The organism is Geodermatophilus sp. SYSU D00867 (assembly GCF_054050315.1).
This window is the reverse complement of record NZ_JBJGZC010000012.1, coordinates 105,459-127,015: the sequence shown is the minus strand read 5'-3', so window position 1 is coordinate 127,015 and position 21,557 is coordinate 105,459. Positions and strand designations below refer to the sequence as shown.

General features: G+C 74.1%; 20 protein-coding genes and 1 pseudogene. All 21 read left to right on the top strand.

Annotated elements, in window-relative coordinates:
- Positions 1-114: 114 nt before the first annotated feature.
- The 21 genes and pseudogenes from ACI8AK_RS13450 to ACI8AK_RS13350 all read left to right on the top strand — a co-directional run bounded on the left by ACI8AK_RS13450 (position 115) and on the right by ACI8AK_RS13350 (position 21,129).
- On the top strand, positions 115-1,194 hold the full coding sequence (locus tag ACI8AK_RS13450) for a Gfo/Idh/MocA family protein (protein WP_456902412.1): 1,080 nt from the start codon (positions 115-117) through the stop codon (positions 1,192-1,194).
- Positions 1,191-2,090: a thioredoxin family protein gene (locus tag ACI8AK_RS13445; protein ID WP_456902413.1), complete on the top strand. Its 900-nt coding sequence runs from the start codon at positions 1,191-1,193 to the stop codon at positions 2,088-2,090. Before ACI8AK_RS13450 ends, ACI8AK_RS13445 begins: the two co-directional genes overlap by 4 nt.
- Positions 2,091-2,118: 28 nt before the next feature.
- Positions 2,119-3,240, top strand: a pseudogene (locus tag ACI8AK_RS13440) (ABC transporter ATP-binding protein); the annotation flags it as partial.
- Positions 3,241-3,361: 121 nt separating this feature from the next.
- On the top strand, positions 3,362-4,369 hold the full coding sequence (locus tag ACI8AK_RS13435) for a sugar phosphate isomerase/epimerase family protein (RefSeq protein WP_456902414.1): 1,008 nt from the start codon (positions 3,362-3,364) through the stop codon (positions 4,367-4,369).
- Positions 4,369-4,755, top strand: a complete 387-nt coding sequence (locus ACI8AK_RS13430; protein WP_387988100.1) for a C-glycoside deglycosidase beta subunit domain-containing protein — start codon at positions 4,369-4,371, stop codon at positions 4,753-4,755. The genes ACI8AK_RS13435 and ACI8AK_RS13430 overlap by 1 nt, the downstream gene beginning before the upstream one ends.
- A gap of 11 nt (positions 4,756-4,766) precedes the next feature.
- The gene (locus tag ACI8AK_RS13425; protein ID WP_387988101.1) at positions 4,767-5,177 is read left to right on the top strand and encodes a C-glycoside deglycosidase beta subunit domain-containing protein; all 411 of its coding nucleotides are present in this window, start codon (positions 4,767-4,769) and stop codon (positions 5,175-5,177) included.
- On the top strand, positions 5,174-6,205 hold the full coding sequence (locus ACI8AK_RS13420; RefSeq protein ID WP_387988102.1) for a sugar phosphate isomerase/epimerase family protein: 1,032 nt from the start codon (positions 5,174-5,176) through the stop codon (positions 6,203-6,205). The genes ACI8AK_RS13425 and ACI8AK_RS13420 overlap by 4 nt, the downstream gene beginning before the upstream one ends.
- On the top strand, positions 6,202-7,755 hold the full coding sequence (locus ACI8AK_RS13415) for a GMC oxidoreductase (RefSeq protein WP_456902415.1): 1,554 nt from the start codon (positions 6,202-6,204) through the stop codon (positions 7,753-7,755). The genes ACI8AK_RS13420 and ACI8AK_RS13415 overlap by 4 nt, the downstream gene beginning before the upstream one ends.
- Positions 7,752-9,278: a GMC oxidoreductase gene (locus ACI8AK_RS13410; RefSeq protein WP_387988104.1), complete on the top strand. Its 1,527-nt coding sequence runs from the start codon at positions 7,752-7,754 to the stop codon at positions 9,276-9,278. Before ACI8AK_RS13415 ends, ACI8AK_RS13410 begins: the two co-directional genes overlap by 4 nt.
- 45 nt (positions 9,279-9,323) lie before the next feature.
- Positions 9,324-10,106: a nuclear transport factor 2 family protein gene (locus ACI8AK_RS13405; RefSeq protein ID WP_387988105.1), complete on the top strand. Its 783-nt coding sequence runs from the start codon at positions 9,324-9,326 to the stop codon at positions 10,104-10,106.
- Positions 10,106-11,575 carry an MFS transporter gene (locus tag ACI8AK_RS13400; RefSeq protein WP_456902417.1) on the top strand — a complete coding sequence of 490 codons (1,470 nt, stop codon included), beginning with the start codon at positions 10,106-10,108 and terminating at the stop codon, positions 11,573-11,575. The genes ACI8AK_RS13405 and ACI8AK_RS13400 overlap by 1 nt, the downstream gene beginning before the upstream one ends.
- A gap of 108 nt (positions 11,576-11,683) precedes the next feature.
- Entirely contained in the window at positions 11,684-12,652 is a 969-nt protein-coding gene (locus ACI8AK_RS13395; protein ID WP_387988107.1) for a sugar phosphate isomerase/epimerase family protein, read from the top strand.
- Complete coding sequence (locus tag ACI8AK_RS13390) at positions 12,649-13,623, top strand: sugar phosphate isomerase/epimerase family protein (RefSeq protein ID WP_456956611.1); 975 nt, start codon at positions 12,649-12,651, stop codon at positions 13,621-13,623. Before ACI8AK_RS13395 ends, ACI8AK_RS13390 begins: the two co-directional genes overlap by 4 nt.
- The gene (locus tag ACI8AK_RS13385; protein ID WP_387988109.1) at positions 13,620-14,585 is read left to right on the top strand and encodes a sugar phosphate isomerase/epimerase family protein; all 966 of its coding nucleotides are present in this window, start codon (positions 13,620-13,622) and stop codon (positions 14,583-14,585) included. Before ACI8AK_RS13390 ends, ACI8AK_RS13385 begins: the two co-directional genes overlap by 4 nt.
- On the top strand, positions 14,582-15,574 hold the full coding sequence (locus ACI8AK_RS13380) for a sugar phosphate isomerase/epimerase family protein (RefSeq protein ID WP_456902419.1): 993 nt from the start codon (positions 14,582-14,584) through the stop codon (positions 15,572-15,574). The genes ACI8AK_RS13385 and ACI8AK_RS13380 overlap by 4 nt, the downstream gene beginning before the upstream one ends.
- Positions 15,574-15,984 carry a C-glycoside deglycosidase beta subunit domain-containing protein gene (locus ACI8AK_RS13375; protein WP_456902420.1) on the top strand — a complete coding sequence of 137 codons (411 nt, stop codon included), beginning with the start codon at positions 15,574-15,576 and terminating at the stop codon, positions 15,982-15,984. The genes ACI8AK_RS13380 and ACI8AK_RS13375 overlap by 1 nt, the downstream gene beginning before the upstream one ends.
- A complete protein-coding gene (locus ACI8AK_RS13370) occupies positions 15,981-17,039 on the top strand; it encodes a sugar phosphate isomerase/epimerase family protein (protein ID WP_456956609.1) in 1,059 nt (352 codons plus the stop codon). The genes ACI8AK_RS13375 and ACI8AK_RS13370 overlap by 4 nt, the downstream gene beginning before the upstream one ends.
- Before the next feature lies 1 nt (position 17,040).
- A complete protein-coding gene (locus tag ACI8AK_RS13365; protein ID WP_387988113.1) occupies positions 17,041-17,817 on the top strand; it encodes a TIM barrel protein in 777 nt (258 codons plus the stop codon).
- Complete coding sequence (locus ACI8AK_RS13360; RefSeq protein WP_387988114.1) at positions 17,814-18,731, top strand: ThuA domain-containing protein; 918 nt, start codon at positions 17,814-17,816, stop codon at positions 18,729-18,731. Before ACI8AK_RS13365 ends, ACI8AK_RS13360 begins: the two co-directional genes overlap by 4 nt.
- A gap of 26 nt (positions 18,732-18,757) precedes the next feature.
- Positions 18,758-20,023, top strand: a complete 1,266-nt coding sequence (locus ACI8AK_RS13355; RefSeq protein ID WP_456956608.1) for an ROK family protein — start codon at positions 18,758-18,760, stop codon at positions 20,021-20,023.
- Positions 20,020-21,129 carry an FAD-dependent monooxygenase gene (locus ACI8AK_RS13350; RefSeq protein WP_387988116.1) on the top strand — a complete coding sequence of 370 codons (1,110 nt, stop codon included), beginning with the start codon at positions 20,020-20,022 and terminating at the stop codon, positions 21,127-21,129. The genes ACI8AK_RS13355 and ACI8AK_RS13350 overlap by 4 nt, the downstream gene beginning before the upstream one ends.
- Positions 21,130-21,557 lie beyond the last annotated feature (428 nt).

Genomic DNA, 21,557 nt, shown 5'->3' with positions numbered 1-21,557 from the left:
CCGATGCGCTCCATCACCAGGAACAGCACTCTCGTCATTGACTTCCTCCGACAATCGGAAGAAGTATGAGTCCCAGGTCACGCAGGTGGCCGCCGCACCACCGAAGGAGATCCCGTGGGCGATCGGATCCGGGCCGGCATCGTCGGTGTCGGCTTCATGGGCACGGTGCACGCCCGCGCCGTCCGGCGCGGCGGCGGTGTGGTCACCCGCGTCGCCGGGTCGACGCCGGAGTCCTCGCGGGCCGGTCGCGAGCGGATCGGGGCGGAGTCGGCCTGCGACACCGTCGAGGAGCTGCTGGCCGCCGACGACGTCGACGTGGTGCACGTGTGCACGCCCAACGCCTCGCACGCCCCGCTGGTGCGGGCGGCCGTCGCGGCCGGCAAGCACGTGGTGTGCGAGAAGCCGCTGGCCGTCGACGCCGCCGAGGCCGAGGAGCTGCGGGCGCTGGCCGCCGACGCCGGGGTGACCGCCACCGTGCCCTTCGTCTACCGCTTCTACCCGACCGTGCGCGAGGCCCGGGCCCGCGTGGCCGACGGGACGGCCGGCCCGGTGCGGCTGCTGCACGGCTCCTACCTGCAGGACTGGCTGGCCGACGGCGCCGACGACGACTGGCGGGTCGACGCCGCCACCGGCGGCGCCTCGCGGGCCTTCGCCGACATCGGCGTGCACTGGTGCGACCTGGTCGAGTTCGTCTCCGGCCACCGGATCACCCGGCTGGCCGCGCGCACGCTGACCGTGCACCCGGAGCGCGGTGGGCGCCCGGTGTCCACCGAGGACGCCGCCGTCGTGCTGTTCGAGACCGACCGCGGCGCGGTCGGCAACCTGACCGTCAGCCAGGTGACCCCAGGCCGGAAGAACCGGCTGTGGTTCTCCGTCGACGGCGCGGCCGAGAGCCTGTGCTTCGACCAGGAGAACCCCGACTCGCTGTGGATCGGCGGCCGCGAGGTCAACCGGCAGCTGCTGCGCGGCTCCTCCGAGCACCCGGCCGCCGCGCGCTACTCCGTCGTCCCCGCCGGCCACCCGCAGGGCTACCAGGACTGCTTCGACGCCTTCGTCGCCGACACGTACTCCGCCGTCGGCGGCGAGGCGCCCGACGGGCTGCCCACCTTCACCGACGGCGCGCGCGCCGCCCGGGTCACGCGGGCGGTGCTGCGGTCCGCGGCGACGCAGGCCTGGGTGGAGGTCGCGGCGTGACCGGCACCCGGCTCACCGTCGGCGACCCCGCGCCGTCGTTCGTCCTCCCGGACACCGAGGGGGCGGCGGTCCGGCTCGACCCCGGCGCGCACACGGCGACCGTCGTCGTCTTCACCGCCAACGGCTGCCCGTTCGCCCGCGCCTGGCACGACCGCGTCCAGGACGTCGCCCGCTCCTACGCCGACCGGGACGTCGTCGTGCTGCAGGTCGTGAGCAACGACGAGACCGACCACCCCGAGGACTCCCTCGAGGGCATGCGGCGCCGCGTCGCCGCCGGCGAGCTCGCCGGTCCCTTCCTCCGCGACGCCGAGCAGTCGGCCGCCCGTGCCTACGGCGCCACCGCGACCCCCGAGGTCTTCGTCGTCGACCGGGCCGGGCTGGTCCGCTACCACGGCGCCCCCGACGGCGACCACGACGACCCGGCCCAGGACGCCGGCTGGCTGCGCGCCGCGCTCGACGACGTGCTGGCCGGGCGCGAGGTGACCCGGCCGCTGACCTCGCCGGCCGGCTGCTCGATCAAGTGGCGGGTGGAGCTGCTCTGGTGGGCCGGCTGCCCCACGCACGACCGGGCCGCCGCCCTGCTCCGGGACACCCTCGCCGAGCTCGGCCGGGCGGACGTGCACGTCGTCGAGCGCGAGGTCCGCACCCGCGAGGAGGCGGCGCAGCTCGGCTTCCCCGGGTCGCCCACCTTCACCGTCGGCCGCCGCGACCTCTTCCCCGTGGACACCCCGCCCGCCCTCACCTGCCGCGTCTACGCCCGCGACGACGGCCGCAGCTCGCCGCTGCCGGACGCCGCCGACCTCGCCGCCCGCCTCCGGGACGCCCTCGCCCGCCCCTGGGACCTCCCGCACTGGGTGGACCCCCGCACGCCCGCCCGCGCCGACAGCCCGTCCTGACCGACCCCCACCCGCAGCAGGAGCAGTCATGGCATCGATCACCTACGACCGGATCACCAAGCGGTACCCGGACGGGACGCAGGCCGTCTCCGAGCTCGACCTGTCCATCCGCGACGGCGAGTTCCTCGTCCTCGTCGGTCCCTCCGGGTGCGGCAAGACGACCGCGCTGCGCATGGCCGCGGGCCTGGAGGAGATCTCCGACGGCCGGCTGCTCATCGGCGACCGCGTCGTGAACGAGGTGCACCCCTCGCAGCGCGACATCGCGATGGTCTTCCAGAACTACGCGCTCTACCCGCACATGTCCGTGCGGGACAACATCGGCTTCCCGCTGCTGTGCGCCGGTGTCGGCAAGGCCGAGGTCAGGCAGCGGGTGGACAGGGCGGCCGAGTCCCTGGGCCTCACCGAGCTGCTGCACCGCAAGCCGAAGGCGCTGTCCGGCGGGCAGCGGCAGCGGGTGGCCATGGGCCGGGCGATCGTGCGCCAGCCGCAGGCCTTCCTCATGGACGAGCCGCTGTCCAACCTCGACGCCAAGCTGCGCGGCCAGATGCGCGCCGAGATCCGCAACCTCCAGCGCGAGTACCGGACCACCACGCTCTACGTCACCCACGACCAGGTCGAGGCCATGACGATGGGCGACCGCATCGCGGTCCTGCGCAAGGGCGTGCTGCAGCAGCTGGGCACCCCGGACGAGCTCTACGAGTCCCCGGCCAACCTGTTCGTCGCCGAGTTCATCGGCTCCCCGCCGATGAACGTCCTGAGCGCCACCGTGACCCGGACGCCCACCGGCGCCGAGATCGTGCTCGGCTCCCAGCGGCTGGTGCTGCCGGCCGGCGCCCTCGACGCCCACCCGGCGCTCGCCGGCGCGGACGCCACCCCGGTCGCCCTCGGCCTGCGTCCCGAGGCGCTGCGCGAGGCGGCCGGCGCCGATCCCGCGTGGCCGCGGCTGGTCGCCGACGTCGAGCTGGTGGAGAACCTCCCCCCGGAGAAGCTGCTCCACCTCCGCGTCGACGCCGACCCCGTCGTCACCGAGGCGACGCTGGAGATCGCCGCCGACATCGACCAGGCCGCCGCCGAGGACCTGCGGGCGCTGGGCTCCGGCTCGGTCCTCCACGCCCGGCTGCCCGGGACCGCGGCCGTCCGCGAGGGCACCCGCGCGCAGTTCGCCGTGCCGCCGTCGGCCCTGCACTTCTTCGACCTGTCCACCGGGCAGGCCATCGCCCCCCCGGTCGCCGCGCCTGGCCGCGGCGACCGCCTGACCGGGAGGGATCCCCGTGAGCGCACCGGCACACCAGATCAAGCGGGGCGTGAGCCTCTACTCGTTCCAGGAGGAGTACTTCCTCCGGACGCTGTCCGTCGAGGACTGCATCCGCGTCGCCGGCGAGATCGGCGCCCGGGGCATCGAGATCATCCCCGAGCAGATGATCCCGGGGTTCCCGCACGTCAGCGACGAGTTCGTCGGGAACTGGTTCTCCTGGATGGAGCGGTACGGCACCACGCCGGTCGCCACCGACCTCTTCCTGGACACCAAGCTGCACCGCGACCGGTGGCTGACCCGCGAGGAGCAGGTCGCCTCGATCTGCCGCGACGTCGACATCGCCGTCCGGCTCGGCGCGACCGTCGTCCGGGCGATCATCAACACGCCGCCGGAGGTCATGGAGGAGGCGGCGCCCTACGCCGAGGAGCAGGGCGTCCGGCTGCTGCTCGAGGTGCACGCGCCCTTCCACTACGAGCACCCGTGGATCCTCGAGCACCTCGAGGTCATGTACCGCACGGGGTCGCCCGCGCTGGGGCTGATGCCCGACATGGGCGTCTACGTCGAGCGGTTCCCGCGCGTGGTCAGCGAGCGGGCGCTGCGGGACGGCGCCAAGCCCGAGCTGGTCGACCTGATCGTCGAGACCTACGACGACCACGGCGACACCCACGCCCTGATGGACATCGTCAACTACCGCGGCGGCGGCCCGGTCGACTTCGGCCTGGCCCGTCAGGCGACGCACTACATCTGGAGCGAGCCCAAGGCGATGCTCGAGCACATGCCCCTCATCGGGCACATCCAGGCGAAGTTCTACGAGATGACCGAGGACGGGGTCGAGTACTCGATCCCCTACGACCGGATCGTCCCGGTGCTGGTCGAGGGCGGCTTCGACGGCCACCTGTCCAGCGAGTACGAGGGCAACCGCCACATCCAGGACGTGCACCCCGTGGACAGCGTCGAGCAGGTCCGCCGCCAGCACGCCATGTTCGCCCGCCTGCTCGGCGAGACCACCGGAGAGGACGCCTGATGTTCGACAGGTACATCGTCTGCGAGGAGGGCTTCCGCGCCCTCGACGACGGCCGCACCGGCGGCGTCGTGGAGGTGCGGATGCCGTACTACCGCGGCCTGGCGCTGTCGATGGTCGAGGCCGTCGACCTCGTCCTCGACGGCCGCCCCGTGCCGCCGGCGCGCACCACCTTCACCGTGCACGGCAACACCTACACCTTCGACCAGCTGCCGCGGACCACCGACGACCGCTGGGAGATGGGGGAGCGGGCCCGGCTCACCTTCGAGACCGACGAGCCGCTGACGCCCGGCGAGCACGAGGTCGCCGTCGCGGTGCGCCTGCGCATCTCGTACATGCCGGTGCCCGGCGGCGGCCGCGACAGCAAGCGCCTGACGCTGGCCGCCTGAGAGGAACGGACATGGGACCCCTCGACGACCAGGTGGTGCGCGCCGACTCGCTCACCGCCACCCCCGACGGCCTGGACATCGCCGTCTACTCGCACTGGTACCGCGCTCTGCCGCTGCCCTCGCTGGCCCGCGTCGACCTCACCGTCGACGGCCGCCGGATCGACCCCGCCGAGCTGTCGGTCACCGTCAACGGCACCCGCCACCCGCTGACCGAGGTGGCCGGGGCCGGCGACGAGTACTGGTTCACCACCGACCCGCTGGTGCTGCACACGCCGGTCGAGACGGCGCCCGGCCGCGAGCACCGGGTCCAGCTGCTGCTGGGCCTGTCGATCCCCTACATCCTCACCGGTCCGGACCGGGTGCCCCTGGTGGCGCCCAGCGCCACCGACAAGACCCTGACCGCGGCGGGAGCACGCTCGTGACGGACACCGCGCCGGGGCTGCCCCGCCTCGGCACCACCCTGTTCAGCCTCACCCTCGAGCAGCGCCGTCCCGGCGGGGACTTCGCCTCGCTCGTCCGCGAGGTCGCCGCCCGCGACCTCGGCCCCGGGCTGGAGATGGTCGCCTTCCAGAGCCTGCGCGGCTGGCCCCGGCTGTCCGGGGACCAGGAGCGGGAGGTCCGCGGGGTCCTCGAGTCCTCGGGGCTCACGCCGTCGTGCCTGGCGATCAACAACGACCTGGGCCTGTACCCGGGCCGGCTGCTCTCGGACGACGAGTCCCACGAGTACGTCGCCGTGCAGCTGCGCGGGGCGGCCGCGCTCGGTTTCCCCGTCGCGCGCGTCGGCATCGAGACCGGCCCGGCGATCCTCGAGCGGCTGCTGCCGCTGGCCGAGGAGCTCGGCGTCAAGGTCGGCGTGGAGATCCACGCCCCGCTGACGCTCGACGCCCCGCCGGTCGCCGCGCTCAAGGAGCTGTTCACCCGGCTGGACACCCCGTGGCTGGGCTTCATCCCGGACATGAGCGCGAGCATGCGGGCGGTCCCGGACGCCGTCGACGACGCCCACCGGGCCGCCGGCATCGCCCCGGAGCTCACCGCGCTCACCAAGGAGCTGTGGGCCGAGCCCGGCCCGACCATGGCGAAGTTCCCGGAGCTGGAGCGGCGGGCGGCCGAGGCCGGCGCCACGCCGCCCCAGATCGGCAACCTCAAGATGCTGTTCACCATGCACGGGCGCATGGCGCCCGAGCGGTGGGCCGACTTCTTCCCCCACGTCGTCCACGTGCACGGCAAGTTCTACGGGATCGTCGAGGGCCCCGACGGCCTCACCGACCCGTCGATCGACTGGCCGGCCGTCGCGCGCGTCCTGCGCGAGCAGGGCTACGACGGCTTCGTCTCCAGCGAGTACGAGGCCCACGCCTACAGCGACCGGTACAGCGCCTTCGACCAGGTCCGCGCGCAGCACGACATGCTCAAGCGGCTGCTCGAGGCCGAACCCGCGGTGGCCGCCCGATGAGCACGTCCCACGACGTCGACGTCGATGTCGACGTCGTCGTCGTCGGTTCCGGGCCGGTCGGCACCGCGGTGGCGCGGGAGCTGGCCGACACCGGATCCGGCCTGCGCGTCCTGGTGCTCGAGGCCGGGCAGGCGCTCGGTGACCCGGCCGGCGGCCACGTGAAGAACATCGCCGACGTCGAGGCCCGCGACGCCGCCCTCGCGGCGCTGGCGACGGGGCCCGGCCCGCTGCCGGGCGGCACGCCGGCCCGGCCGGGCACCGCCCTGGTCGGCGCTCCGGACATGCCCAACGCGGCGATCTCGACCAACGTCGGCGGGATGGGCGCGCACTGGACCGCGGCCTGCCCGCGGCCGGTCGACGACGAGGTGCCCGACTGCGTGGACCCCGACGTGCTGGACGAGGCGCTGACCCGCGCCGAGGCGCTGCTGGCGGTGACGACGCACGCCTTCGACCGGGCGCCGCTGACCGGCGCGGTGCAGCGGGTCCTGGGCGAGCTGTTCGACCGGCCGCACCGCCGGCCGGTCGGCGCGATGCCGGTGGCGGTCACGGTCGGCGAGGACGGCTCGCTGCACTGGACCGGCCCGGCGATCATCGCGGGGGACCTGTGGGAGCGGCCGGGCGTGGAGCTGCGCACCGGCACCCTGGCCCGGCGCGTCCTGCTGGACGGCGACCGGGTGACCGGCGTGGAGGCGGTCGACCTGGCGTCGGGGGAGCGGTACACGATCCCCGCCTGCGCCGTCGTCGTCGCCGCCGACGCCTTCCGCACGCCGCAGCTGCTGTGGGCCTCGGGCATCCGGCCGCAGGCGCTCGGCCGGTACCTCACCGAGCACCCGCAGGTGATGGCCGCCTCCCTGCTCGACGAGCGGTACGTCCCGGCGGACGCGCCCGTCGACGCGGACCTCCCGGTCACCGCCGCCGCCGCGCCGGGCGGCGGGGCGATCGTCCCGGTCTCCGGTGTCTCCTGGGTGCCCTACGCCGCCGACCGGCCGTTCCACGGCCAGGTCATGCAGATGGACGCCTCGCCGGTGCCGCTGGACCCCGGCCTCACCGTCCGGCGCGGCCAGGTGGTGGGCCTGGGCTGGTTCTGCCGCAAGGAGCTCTCGCCGGACAACCGCGTCCGGTTCGACGAGGGCGACCTCGACCCGCACGGGCTGCCGGCCATCCGCATCGACTACGCCCTCAGCGACGCCGACCGCGCCTCCGTCGCCGCGGCCGTCGAGGAGGTCGCCTCGGCGGCACGGGCCCTGGGCCGCCCGCTCGGGGAGCCGTTCGTCATGCCCCCGGGCAGCTCGCTGCACTACCTCGGCACGACCCGGATGGGCCGCACCGACGACGGCACCAGCGTCTGCGACCCGACCGGCCGCGTCTGGGGCACCGCCAACCTCTACGTCGGCGGCAACAACGTCATCCCCACGGCGACCGCCTGCAACCCCACCCTCACCGCCGTCGCGTTCGGCGTGCTCACCGCCCGGGCCGTGGCCGCGCAGCTGGCCGCTCAGCCGGCCGCTCAGCCGGCCACGACCCCCGTCGCCGAGGAGGCGCACGCATGACCGCCCGCATCCTGATCGTCGGCAGTGGGCCGACCGGGGCCACCCACGCCCGGGTGCTGCTCGAGCAGCTGACCGACGTCTCGGTGCTCATGGTCGAGGCCGGGCCGCTCGTCAGCCGCCCGGCCGGCATGAACGTCAAGAACATCCCCGACCCGGAGGAGCAGGCGGCGGCGCGGCTGGCCTCCCAGGGGCGGTCCAGCGAGAGCGGCGTGTCGGGCATCCCCGGCGGCGTCGTCGTCGAGGGGACGATCACCGCCCGGCAGGGCACCCACCTCATCGGCCGCGCCGCCGACGGCTCACCGGGCATGCCCGCGGCGGCCGGCGCCACCTGCGTCGGCGGCCAGGGCGTCCACTGGACCTGCGCCACGCCGCGACCGGTGGGCAGCGAGCGGATCCCGTTCCTCGACGCGGCCGAGTGGGAGGAACTGGTCACCGAGGCCGAGGAGCTGCTGCACGTCCACCGTCCGGACTTCGCGGGCTCGCCGCAGGCGACCGCGATCCTCGAGACGGTCCGCGCCGAGTTCGCCCCCGACGGCATCACCGTCCGTCCGCTGCCGGTGGCCGCCGACCCGCGGCCGGACGGCTCCCTGCGCTGGAGCGGCACCGACGTCGTCCTCGACGGCGTCCCCGCCGACGACCGCTTCACCCTGCGCGCGGAGACCCTCTGCGTCCGGCTGGTCCGCGAGGGGGACCGGGTGGTGGGCGCGGTGCTGCGCGACCTGCGCACCGGCACCGAGGAGGAGGTGCGCGCCGACGCGGTCGTCGTCGCCGCCGACGCCCTGCGCACGCCGCAGTTGCTGTGGGCCTCCGGCATCCGGCCCGCCGCGCTCGGCCGGTACCTGACCGAGCACCCGCTGCTGTTCGGCGTGGTGGCCGTGCGGCCGGACCTGCTGCCCGAGCGGGAGGACCCGACGGCCCCGGTCGACCCGATCCGGGCGATCGTGTCCGTCGGCTTCGACGAGGAGCGGCACCCGTACCACGCCCAGCTGATGTGGAACCCGGTGTCGCCGGCGCCGCTGCCCGAGGGCAGCCGGTTCCGGGACAACCCCGCCGGCTACGTGGGCATGGGCTGGGGCATCCGCAAGTGGCCCCGCCCCGAGGACCGGCTGACCTTCGAGGACGACCGGCCCGACGAGCACGGCCTGCCGGGCATCCGGATCGCCTACGAGCTCACCGAGCGCGAGGAGGCCGAGTTCGCCCGCGCCCGCGTGCACCAGGCCCGCGCGGCCGCCGCGCTCGGGGAGTTCGTCGACGGGATGCCGAAGGTCATGCCCGCCGGCAGCTCCCTGCACTACATGGGCACCGTCCGCACGGGACCGGCCGACGACGGCACCAGCGTCTGCGACCCCTTCTCCCGCGTGTGGGGCGTGCCCGGCCTGGTGCTCGCCGGCAACGGGCTCATCCCGACCGCCAACTCGTGCAACCCGACGCTCACCAGCGTGGCCCTCGCCATCCGGGCCGCCCGGGCGCTCGCGGCCGACCTCGCCGGCGAGCCGGCGGTGGCGGGCGCGGCGAGCGAGTAGCGGCACCCCCAGGACCCCGACGACCCCCCCAGGACAGGAGCCGGCATGACGACCACGGAGACCTCCGTCGAGGCACTCGCCCGACGCGTCGACGAGCTGCAGGAGCAGCTGGAGCAGACACGGCGGGAGGCCACCCGCGCCGCCGACCGCGGCGCGGTGGACAACGTCTTCAACCGCTACATGCACTACCACAACGCCTACGAGGACGAGCGGATCATCGCCGAGCTCTGGGCGAAGCCGGGCACCCCCGGCATGTGGTCCCGCTACAACAACGTCGGCCGCTACACGACCTACGAGTCGGTGACCGCCTACCACCGCGGCCGCCCGCGCCCGGTCGGCAAGCTGCTGTTCCACTACGCGACCACCCCGGTCATCGAGGTCGGCGCCGACGGGCAGACCGCCAAGGGCATCTGGATCATGGCCGGCCTGGAGTCCGGGCTCATGGACCCCGAGGTCGCCGAGAGCGTCCCGCCGTGGGTCTTCTCCGGCGGGGAGGTCGACGGCAAGCCGGTGTGGGCGCACTGGGTGTGGTGCAAGTACGGCGTCGACTTCGTCAAGCAGGACGGCGAGTGGCGGATCTGGCACTTCCGCTGCTACGAGGTCGCCCGGGCGCCGTTCAACCGGGACTGGATCTCCTTCGCCAAGGACAACCAGGAGAGCCACGACTCGCAGCTCGCCTGGTTCGGCGACGACGGCGTCCCCGTCTTCCTGCCGCCGGTCGACGAGCCGGTGGAGACCGTCTACCACCCGTACGCCAACGACCGGGCGCAGACGCTCGACCCGGTGCCGCCGACGCCGTACACCGAGTTCGAGGACACGTTCAAGTAGTGGGCGCCGCGACCCCGGAGCAGGTGGACGCCCCCGCGGCGTCCCCTGCTCCCGGCGTCGCGCGCGCCGGCGAGGTCCGGCGACCCGGGCTGGTCCTCGCGGTGGCGTGCGCGGCGCAGTTCATCTGCGTGCTCGACACCTCGATCGTCAACGTCGCGCTCCCGCCGATGCAGGAGAGCCTCGGCCTCTCGGCCACCGGCCTGCAGTGGGTGGTGAGCAGCTACACGCTCACCTTCGCCGGCTTCCTCCTGCTCGGCGGCCGGGTCGGCGACCTCTGGGGCCGTCGGCGGGCCTTCCTCGCCGGGCTGGCGATCTTCTCCGTGGCCAGCCTGGCCGGTGGTCTGGCCCAGGAGGGCTGGCAGCTGGTGGCGGCGCGCTTCGTGCAGGGCGTGGGTGGCGCGGTCCTGGTGCCGACGACGCTGAGCCTGGTGACCACCGGGTTCCCCGACCCGCGGGCCAAGGCGCGGGCGCTCGGACTGCTCACCGCGGCGGCCGCCGCCGGTGGCGGTCTGGGAGGCGTCATCGGCGGCGTGCTCACCGGCCTGCTGAGCTGGCGGTGGGTGCTGTTCGTCAACGTCCCCCTGGGGGCGCTGCTCGTCGTCGCGGCGGCCGGCGCGCTGGCCGGCCGGCCGCCCGGGCACACCCGGGGGCGCCTGGACCTGCCGGGGTCGGTGTCGGTGACGGCCGGGACCGCCCTCCTCGTCGCCGCGGTGATCCTCGGGGAGGAGCGGGGCTGGCTGTCGGGACCGGCCCTGGCCTGCCTCGGCGGTGCGGTCGCCGCGCTGGCGGCCTTCGTGGTGGTGGAACGCCGGGTGCCGCAGCCGGTGGTCCCGCTGTCGGTCCTGCGCGTCCGGCCGGTGTCGGTGGCCAACGGCCTGGCGGCGCTGACCGGCGGCGTCCTCCCGGCGATGATGTTCTTCCTCGTCCTGTACCTGCAGCAGGTCCGGGACCTGGACCCGCTGACGGCCGGGCTCGCGCTGGCACCGAGTGCGGTGGGCATCGCGCTCGGCGCGCAGCTGGCCCCCCGCCTGCTGGACCCGCTGGGCCCGCGGGGCGTGTTCCTCCTGGGGACGCTGCTGAGCGCGGCCGCGCTCGTCTGGCTGTCGGCCATCGACGTCGAGGGCTCCTATCCCCGGGACGTCCTCGTGCCGCTGGTGCTGGCGATGACCGGCTTCGGCGTCGCCGGGCTGCCGCTCACCGTGACGGCCACCTCCGGCCTGGGGAGCGACCGGGCGGGCCTGGCCTCGGGCCTGCTCACGACGGCCAAGCAGGTGGGCAGCGCCGTGGGGCTCGCCGCCCTGGTGGCGCTGGCGACCGCGCGGACGGCGTCGGCCGGTGACCCCGGGGAGGCCGCCCTGACCGGCGGGTTCGCCGCCGGCCTGCTCGGCGGCACCGCCCTGCTGCTGGCCGCCTGCCTCCTCGGCCTGGCGCTGCCGGGCCGGCGCAGGGGGCGGCATCAGCCCGGCTGATGCCGGGCATCGACCGGATGAGCTTGTGCCGCAGGTCACCGGTCGCCACGATTTCTGTACGGAACATGCATAAATGACCCGCCGGGCTCCGGCAGAGGGGAACCGACCGTGGCATGGACCAAGTGGTCCTACATGGACCACTGGGTGACGGAGACGCCGCAGGGGCCGCAGCCCCCGTCGTTCAACCGCGCCTACATGGACCGGTACGTCAAGCAGCTGTCCGCCCTGGGCTTCACGGGCTTCGACACCTTCTTCTTCTACCTGCACGCGCTCGCCGGGATGTACGGCTCGGTGCCGGGCTTCGAGCGGTTCCTGCAGGACAACGGGTTCGAGAAGATCACCGGGATCTTCTCCGCCTACCCGTCGGCCACGAGGTACACCGCGCCCCACGTCCGGGAGACGCACGACCGGATCGTCGCCGACTGCACGAACACCCTGCGCACCTGCGAGGGCCTGACCGGCGTCGAGAACTTCATCGTCATGCCGACGTCCACCCACTGGCAGACCGAACCGGTCACCGACGACACGATCAAGGTCGTCGCGGACCTGTGGAACCGGGTCGGCAGGCTGACCCTCGAGCACGGGATGAAGACCACCTGCCACTTCGAGTTCTGGGGCGCCATCCGCACCCGCCCGCAGCTCGAGCTGTTCTTCGAGTACACCGACCCGGAGTACGTCTTCTTCTTCTGCGACACCGCCCAGCACACGATCGCCGGCGTCGACCCGATCCAGCTGTTCCGCGACTACCGGGACCGCTGCACCGGGTTCCACTTCAAGGACACCAGGAACGTCGACGAGCACGAGGCCTACCGCACGCCGCCGGACCCGGAGCTGATGGCGCCGCACGTGACCCGGTGGTTCTACGAGATGGGCGAGGGCGGCCTGGTCGACTTCCCGACGCTCATGAAGGAGATCGTCACCTCCGGCTACGACGGCTGGCTGACCGTCGAGCACGACAAGGCCGAGCTCGGCGGCGGCAGCTACGCCGAGGCCACCGCCGTGGCCAAGTGGTACATCGACAACGTGCTCGCCGAGGCCGAGGCCGAGGCGCGCCGCGGACTGGAGAGCGCGCGATGAGGGACACCCTGCGCTGGGCCTACGCCCTCAACCAGTGGAACGTCCGGCTGGACGTCTTCGTCCGGCACGAGGACCAGCAGCGCGCGCTGAAGACCGTCTCCGCCTGCGGGTTCGACCACGTCGAGCTGGCGTCGGGCACCGGCCGCTGGGACAACATCAGCCGCCCCGAGGTCATCCTGCTCAACCACGGCAGCCACGCCGGCTTCCTCGACTTCCTGCGCCGGGCGGAGGTGCGGGGCGTCTCCAGCCTGTTCTGGGACCCGCAGGCGCCCGCGGAGGAGGAGGAGGGGTACGCCTTCCGCTCGACGGCGAACCCGGACGACCACGACGCGATCGTCGAGTGGGCGAAGCCGTTCGTGGACTTCCTCGCCGGCGTCGGCGCGGAGCAGCTCGTCGTCCGCCCGGTCGGCTCGGCCTGGATGAGCCCGCCGCTCGGCGCCGACGGGATCAAGGTCGTCGGCGACGTCTGGAACCGGATCGGCGAGCTGACGTCCGCGGCCGGCCTGGGCCTGGCGCTGCACTACGACTGCCTGGGCGCCGTGCACACCGCCGACGAGCTGACGGCGCTGCTCGACGCGACCGACCCGGCCGCCGTCGGCCTCGCCCTGGACACCGCCGAGTTCACGATCGGCGGCATCGACCCGGTCGCCTTCTACCGCGAGCACGCCGACCGGGTGACCCACGTGCACCTCAAGGACACCCGCTACGCCGACACCGGCGAGGAGTACCTCATGCCCGGGGCCGAGAGCACGATGCTCAAGGGCGGCGCCGGACGGCGGATCGAGCGCTGGTTCTTCGAGCTGGGCACCGAGGGCGGGCTGGTCGACGTCCCCGGCTTCGTCGCGGCCCTGCGCGAGCGGGACTTCCCCGGCTGGGTCGTCGTCGAGAGCGACCACGGCGGCAACCCGGCCGAGCTGGCGATGCTCAACAGCTGGTACCTGCAGCACGAGCTGGGGGTGGCCAAGCGATGAGCGCACCCGGGACGGACGCCGGCGAGCGGCGCGTCAAGTGGAGCTACATGGACCACTGGCGCAGCAACGGGCCCTCGGGGCCGGTCGACCAGTGGCACTCGCACAGGACGATGTCGGCGTTCCTCAAGCAGGTGAAGGCGACCGGCTTCGACGCCATCGACACCTTCGACTTCCGCATCTGGCAGATCCTCGGCGACTACGGCGGTCCCGCGAAGTACCAGGAGATGGTCCAGGACCACGGCCTGGAGCGGATCGTCAACACCTTCCACGCCGCCGACTACGACCTGCGGAACTACGCGCCCCACCTGCCGGAGACCCACGAGAACATCCTCGAGGACTTCCGGGTAACCATGGGCCGCTGGTCGGAGATCCGGCTCGACAACATCATCGTGATGCCGGCGACGCTGTACTACGACATGGAGCCGGTCACCGCGGACAAGATCAAGACCACCGCGGAGCTGTGGAACAAGGTCGGCGAGATCACCGCGAGCCACGGCGTCCGGCTCACCTGCCACCACGAGTTCTTCTGCGGCATCCAGAGCGAGCCGGACATCGAGCTGTTCTACGAGCACACCGACCCGCGGTACGTGTCGCTGTTCGTCGACACCGCGCAGCACTGCATCGCCGGCGTCGACCCGGTGGCCCTGTACCGGCGGCACGCGCACCGGGTCAGCGGCTTCCACTTCAAGGACACCCGCAACGTCGCGACCGGGGACGACCACCGGCACCGGCCGGACTCCGAGATCATGGCGCCGACCACCGGGAAGTGGTTCTACGAGATGGGCACCCCGCACGGGCTCGTCGACTTCGAGGCGATGATGACCGCGGTCCGGGACAACGGGTACCGCGGCTGGATCTCCGTCGAGCACGACAAGGCCAACAAGGAGGGCGGCGACTACTCCGAGAGCACCGCGATCTCCCGCTGGTACGCGAAGAACGTCCTCGAGGAGATCTACCGGTGAGCGGCGTCCGGTGGTCCTACGCGATCAACCAGTGGAAGCCCCAGTTCGACGACTTCGTCCGCCGCGAGCAGCACGAGCGGGCGCTGAAGACCCTCTCGATCGCCGGGTTCGAGGGCGTCGAGCTCACCTCGGGCAGCGGCCGCTGGGAGCCGCTGGGCAACCCGCAGCAGCTGGAGGCGAACTTCGGTTCCCTCGCCGGCTTCCGCGCCTTCCTCGCCGACTGCGCCGTCGACTGCGTCTCCAGCTGGGCGTGGGACCCGATGCAGCGCTCGACGGAGCACCTGACCGGCCCGCTGTCGCCGCTGTCGGCGGACGACGCCCCCGCGCTGGCCGAGCGGGCGGGGGAGTTCGCCGCGGCCCTCGCCGAGCTCGGCGGATCGGTCCTGCTCGTCCGGCCGGCACCGTCGGCCGGGGCGGCGGAGCCCCTCGACGACGACGCGATCGGCCGGCTGGCCGCCTGCTGGGAGCGGGTCGCCCGGACCACCCGGCAGCACGGCGTCGAGACGGCGCTGCACGTGGACTTCCTGTCCGCGCTGCGCCGCGGCGACGCCCTCGAGCGGCTGCTGGCGCGCACCGACCCCGACCTGGTCGGCCTCGCCGTGGACACCGGCGAGGACGCCGTCGCCGGGGTGGACTCGGTCCGGGTGATCGAGCAGCACGGCGACCGGATCCGGCACGTCCAGTTCAAGGACGCCCTCGCCGTCGACGCCGAGGAGGAGTACCTGCAGCCGGCCGCCGAGTACACGGTCCGGGCCCGCGGCGGCGTCCGCGAGGTGCCCCGCTGGTTCGGGGAGCCGGGCGTGGACGGCGGACTCGTCGACTTCGCCGCGGTCACCCGCGCGCTCCTGGCGGCGCGGTACTCCGGCTGGATCGTCGTGGAGAGCGACCAGAGCCCGCACCCGGCCGCGAGCGCCCTGCTCGCCGGCTACCTCGTGCAGCGCGAGCTGCGGCCGCTCGTGGAGGGCGCCGCACCGGAGGGCGTCTCCTGATGGCCACCGGCGACACCGTCCTCACCGCCGACAGCCTGGTCCGGCGGCCGGAGGGCCTCGGCATCGCGCTCACCCTGCCCTGGTACCGCAGCCTCTGGCTGTCCAGCGTCAGCGACATCGCGGTCTCCGTCGAGGGCCGCGCGGTCCCCGAGGACGACCTGCGGGTCGAGCTGGGGGAGCGGGTCTTCGGGGTCGGCGAGCTCCGGGAGCAGTGGGACGTCCTCTGGTTCGTCCAGGACCGGCTCGTGGTCGTCGTCCCGCTCGACGAGCCGCCGGCCGAGGGGCAGGAGGTCGACGTCGAGGTGACCGTCGACCTGCGGCTGCCCTACATGCAGATCGCGCCGACGACGTACGTCACCAACCACGCCCGCGACCGCCGTTCCCTGATCGCGCACGGAGCCGCCCGATGACCGCCACCGCTCCCGCGCGTGCCGCGGAGCCCGCCGTGCCGGGCAGCGGCATCACGCTCGGGCTCACGCTCTACTCGCTGACCAGCGAGTGGGCCGCCGGCCGCTACGACCTGGCCGGCCTGCTCGACGTCGTCGACGCCGCGGGCATCGGCCCCGGGATCGAGATCGTCGCCTCCCAGACGATCCGCACCTACCCGGAGGTGACGCCGGAGTTCGTCCGGGACTGGCGGGACGCGTTCGACCGGCACGGCTTCGTGCCCAGCTCGTTCGGCTGCAACCTCGACACGGGTCGCCGCCGCGACCGGGACATGACGCCGGACGAGGAGTTCGAGTTCACCGTCGCCCAGTTCCGCAGCGCGCACGCGCTCGGCTTCCCGCTGGTGCGCATCCAGAGCGCGAAGCCGGAGCTGATCCGCCGGCTGCTGCCGGTGGCCGAGGAACTCGACCTCACCATGGGCTGGGAGCTGCACGCCCCGCTCGGGCCGAACTCGCCGAAGGTCCTGGAGATCCGCGAGACGTACGCGGAGATCGGCTCGGAGCGGCTGGGCTTCGTCGCCGACTTCAGCTCCACCATGCGCGCCATGTCGCCGACGATCCTGCGCAAGCTCGGGAGGATGGGCCTGTCGCAGCAGGACCTCGACGAGCTGCAGCGGATCTGGGCCACCGACGCGGACATCAACGCCCGCCACGGGGAGTTCGTCGAGTACCTGCACTCCCGCGGCACCGCCCCGGAGTCGCTCGGCTCCTTCGCCCGGCTGGCGTTCAACATGCACGGCCACGTCGACCCCGCCGAGTGGGCCGACATCATGCCGCAGATCACGCACGTGCACGCCAAGTTCTACGACATCGACGAGCACGGCGACGAGCCGGCCATCGACTACCCGGCGATCGTGCGCGAGTTCGTCCGCGGCGGGTACTCGGGCTTCTTCTCCAGCGAGTGGGAGGGCCACGCCTTCGCCGACCTCGACGAGGCCGACCCGGTCGACCTCGTCCGCAAGCAGCACGACCTCATCCGCCGGTCGATCACGGCCGCCCTCTTCGAGAAGGACTCCTGACGTGTACCAGCTCTCCGCCAACATCGAACTGCTCTTCACCGAGGCCGGTGCCGACGCCGGCGACCGGGTCCGCGCCGCCGCGGCCGCCGGCTTCGACGCCGTCGAGATGTGGTTCTCCACCGACAAGGACCTCGACTCGCTGAGCAAGGCGCTGGCCGACACCGGCGTGCAGCTGACCTCGCTGCTCGCCGGCCCGCGGATGGGCTTCACCTTCCCGGGCACCGACCTCGCGCCGGCCCACGAGGGACTGGACGTCGCCGTCGAGCACGCGAAGCTCCTCGGCTGCCCGCGCGTGGTGCTCGCCTCGGGCGTGGGTTTCCCGGGCATGAACCGGCAGCGGAACCACCAGGTGATCATCGACATGTACGGGGAGGCGGTGGAGCGGCACAGCGACTCGGGTGTCGACTTCGTCCTCGAGCCGGTCAACTCCCGGGTGGACCACCCGGGCGCGCTCACCGACCGCACCGAGGACGCCGTGTACGTCGCTCGCGCCATCGGCAGCGACCGGTTCGGGATCCTCTACGACCTCTACCACTCGATCGCCCAGGGCGAGGACCCGGCGACCGAGCTGGCGAACGCCGCGGGCCACGTCAAGTACGTGCAGCTCGCCGACGCGCCGGGCCGGGGCGAGCCCGGCAGCGGCGCCGTCGACTGGCCCGCCCAGCTGGCCGTCCTGCGCGCCTCCGGTTACGACGGCCCGATCGGTCTCGAGTACTTCCCGACCGTCGAGACCACGAGGTCGGTCGAGTACATCCGGTCGGTCGCGGCGCAGGCGTGAGCGGGGACAAGCTCGACGTCCTCATCGCGACCGGCCGGGTCACCGTCGAGCACGACAACGAGCACCGCAGCTTCCGGCACCACACCGGCATGCTGACGGCGCTGCTGGAGTCGACCGGCCGGTTCCGCGTCCGGGTGCTCGAGGAGTTCCGCGGCGTCGGCGACGAACTGCTCGACCGCTTCGACGTCGTCCTGGTCATGTACGAGGGCCGGGACGACTACCACTCGCCGGCCGAGCGGCTCGGGGACACCACCGAGCAGGCGCTGATCCGCTTCGTCCGCGACGAGGGCCGCGGGGTGCTGTGGTTCCACGGCTCCTCCGTGCAGGAGCCGGAGTGGGGCTGGCCCGAGGAGTTCGACCGGATGCGGGGGGCCACGCTCAGCAGGACCACGGGCCTGCGCCCCCGCCCCCAGGCGGAGGTGACCGTCCGGTTCCCGGAGCCGCGCCACGCCATCACCGAGGGCCTGCCCGCGGAGTGGTCCGTGGTCAACGACGACGTGCTGACCGGCGCGCGGATGGACCCGTCGGCGACGGTCCTGCTCACCGTGTTCGACGACGTGGCGACCTACCGGCGGGCCGGCTGGCCGAACGCGCACACCCCGGTGGACATCCCGCCCGGCGGGATCGAGGACCTGCCCGGCATGGACACCGACCAGCCGCTGGCGTGGGCCAACGAGTGGGGTGCGGGGCGGAGCGTGAGCATCGTCCTCGGGCACGACTGGGACACCTTCCGCAAGGTCCCCTTCATGACGCTGCTCGTGCGCGGCGTCGAGTGGGCGGCCACCGGGCAGGTCACACTCGGACCGCCCGAGCGGACCGGCGCGGCGCGGTGGCGGGTGTGGCCCTACTACGCCGGTGACCCGTCGCGGTTCGACCGGGCCACCCCCGCGGCCGCGGCCGCCGCCCGGCACTGACCCGTCGTCCCCCTCCAGGAGGGCCCGTGACCCGGCCGCCGTCGGCGCGCGACGTCCTCGTCCTCGCGCAGATCGTCGACCTCGTCCGCACCGGCGTCGCGGTCACCCGGCCGGAGCTCGAGGCGGTGACCGGGCTGGGCCGGACCGTCGTCAACGACCGGCTGCGCGAGGGGGTCGACCTCGGCGTGCTCGCGGAGGTCGACCCCCTCGCCACCGGCAGCCGGGGCCGCCCGTCACGGGCGGTGCGGCTGCGCACCGAGGCCGGCCTGGTGCTCTCGGCGTCCCTGGGGGCGGTGTCCCTGCACGCGGCGGTCAGCGACCTCGCCGGCACCGGACTCGCCCACCGGTTCGAGCGGATCGACGTCCGCGACGGGCCCGAGCGCGTCCTGTCCCGGGTCGAGGCGCTGTTCGGGGACCTGCTGGCCGCGGTGCCGCAGCGGCCGGTGTGGGGGGTGGCCGTCGGCCTCCCCGGGCCGGTCGACGTCGCGACCGGCCGGGTCATCGCCCCGCCGATGATGCCGGGCTGGGACGGCGCCGACGTCCGGAACCGGTTCGGCGTCCGGTACGACGCGCCGGTCTGGGTCGACAACGAGGTCAACCTCATGGCGCTGGGGGAGTGGGAACGCGGCACACCCCGCGAGCGCCGCGACCTGCTGTTCGTCAAGGTGGCCACCGGCATCGGCAGTGCCCTGGTCACGGGTGGGCGGCTGCACCGGGGGGACAGCGGTGCCGCCGGCGACATCGGCCACGTGCGGGTGACCGACGACCCGTCCGCGGTCTGCCGGTGCGGGAAGACCGGGTGCCTGGAGGCGGTCGCCGGCGGCTGGGCGCTGGTCCGGCGGCTGACCGGGGAGGCGCGGGCCGGCCGCAGCCCGGTGCTGGCCGAGTGCCTGGCGCGCACCGGTCGGATCACCGGGGAGGACATCGGTGCCGCCACCGCCGCCGGCGACGAGGCCGCCCGGGCCGCGGTGGCCCGGGCGGGGCGCGTCACCGGCACCGCGGTGGCCGGCATCGTGAACTTCGCCAACCCGGGCACCCTCGTCCTCGGCGGTGGCGTGCTGCGGTCCGGTCCGCAGTTCTTCGCGGAGTTCGAGCGCGCGGTGTACGACGGCGCCATCGAGCTGGCCGCCCGCGCCCTGACCGTCCGCACCTCCTCCCTCGACCCGCGCGAGGGGACGACCGGCGGCGCGCTGCTCGTCGTCGACGCGCTGTTCCGGCCGTCGGTGATGCCGCTGTGGCTGGGCGCCGGATCGCCCCGGACCGCGGCGCCGCGACTGCAGGCGGCGACGTGAGGGCCCTGGTCGTCGGCGCCGGACCGGCCGGGTGCACGGCCGCGGTCGCCCTGGCCGGCCGGGGAGCCGACGTGGTGCTGGTGGAGGCGCACCCGGTGATCCGCCCGTCGGGTCCGGGGCTGGTCCTGCAGAGCGCGCCGCTGCGGGCGCTGGACTCCCTCGGGCTGCTCGAGGCCTGCCTCGAGCGGGGCCGCGCGCACGAGGAGATCGACCTGTGCGACGCGAGCGGCACGGTGCGGACGGTGCTGAGGCCGCCGTCCCTGCTCGAGGGGAGGCCGGCCTCGGTGGCCATCTCGCGGGCGGCGCTCGGCGAGGTCCTGGTCGCCGCGGTGACCGCCTCGGGCACGGACCTGCGGCCGGCCACGACGGTGACCGCGCTGGCCGACAGGGGGGACCGGGTCGAGGTCCGGCTCTCCGACGGTACGACCGAGGTCGTCGACGTGGTCGTCGGCGCGGACGGGCTGCACTCGCGCACCCGGGCCCTGGTCCTGCCGGCCGCGCCCGAGCCCCGGCCGAACGGGCAGCTGATCTGGCGCGCGCCGGCCCCGCGGCCACCCGAGGTGACGCGGTACTCGATGCTCGACGGAGGTCCGGAGCGGGGGAAGGTCGGCGTCGTCCCGGTGTCGGACTCCTCGCTCTACGTCTGGCTGCTGGAGCCCGACCGCGGCGTGGAGCGCCCGCACCCCGACCGGCTGGCCGCCGCCTTCCGCGAGCGCCTGCGCCCCTTCGGCGGCGCGGTGCCGCTGGTCGCGGACCGCGTGGACGACGTCGACGTGCGGTCGCTGCAGTCGCTGCTCGTCCCGCTGCCGTGGTCCCGCGGCCGGACGGTGCTGGTCGGGGACGCCGTCCACACCACCACGCCGCAGATGGCCTACGGCGTCGGCCTGGCGATCGAGGACTCCGTCGTCCTCGCCGACGTGCTGGCCGAGGACGACGACGTGCCGGCCGTCCTGCTCGGGTTCGGGGAGCGGCGGTTCGACCGCTGCCGGCTGGTCGTCGAGACCTCCGTGCGGCTGGGGGAGTGGGAGCAGCGCCCACCCGCCGACCCGGCGCTCCCGGGACGCCTGACCGGACGGGTCCTGGCCGAGCTCGCCCGGCCCCTCTGACCGGCACCCGCAGCTCGCGCACGCGCGTCGGCGTCCCGCCCTGCGGTCCCCGACCGGCGACATCCCGTCCGTCGGGACGACCCCGGCCGGCGGACCACCCCGGCGCCGCCGGTGCCCACCGCCTCAGCCGTGCGGTGCCCGCACGGCGGCCACCGCGGCCCCAAGCACGGCTCCGGTGCCGATGCAGCCGGCGAGGAAGCGCGCCGCGTCCCGGTGCCACCCCGTGATCCTGGAGTCGCTCCTGCGAGGGGTCGTACGCACTGCTGCGTCCATGCCCGACACGGTCCCGCTGCGGTCGTCACGCCGGACTCATCCCGGAGGGATGGGGGACCGGATCGTCCGGATGCCGGGTCCCGGGACCGTCGACGCCGCCGGCCCGGCGTGCCACCGTGGTCGGCAGGTGCGGTGCACCGTGCGGCGCGCCCGGG

What these genes read in the sequence shown, in the direction of transcription:
- ACI8AK_RS13430 (WP_387988100.1), top strand. Translation starts at nt 4,369, where the DNA reads ATGTTCGACAGGTACATCGTCTGCGAGGAGGGCTTCCGCGCCCTCGAC.
- ACI8AK_RS13425 (WP_387988101.1), top strand. Translation starts at nt 4,767, where the DNA reads ATGGGACCCCTCGACGACCAGGTGGTGCGCGCCGACTCGCTCACCGCC.
- ACI8AK_RS13415 (WP_456902415.1), top strand. Translation starts at nt 6,202, where the DNA reads ATGAGCACGTCCCACGACGTCGACGTCGATGTCGACGTCGTCGTCGTC.
- ACI8AK_RS13410 (WP_387988104.1), top strand. Translation starts at nt 7,752, where the DNA reads ATGACCGCCCGCATCCTGATCGTCGGCAGTGGGCCGACCGGGGCCACC.
- ACI8AK_RS13405 (WP_387988105.1), top strand. Translation starts at nt 9,324, where the DNA reads ATGACGACCACGGAGACCTCCGTCGAGGCACTCGCCCGACGCGTCGAC.
- ACI8AK_RS13390 (WP_456956611.1), top strand. Translation starts at nt 12,649, where the DNA reads ATGAGGGACACCCTGCGCTGGGCCTACGCCCTCAACCAGTGGAACGTC.
- ACI8AK_RS13385 (WP_387988109.1), top strand. Translation starts at nt 13,620, where the DNA reads ATGAGCGCACCCGGGACGGACGCCGGCGAGCGGCGCGTCAAGTGGAGC.
- ACI8AK_RS13375 (WP_456902420.1), top strand. Translation starts at nt 15,574, where the DNA reads ATGGCCACCGGCGACACCGTCCTCACCGCCGACAGCCTGGTCCGGCGG.
- ACI8AK_RS13370 (WP_456956609.1), top strand. Translation starts at nt 15,981, where the DNA reads ATGACCGCCACCGCTCCCGCGCGTGCCGCGGAGCCCGCCGTGCCGGGC.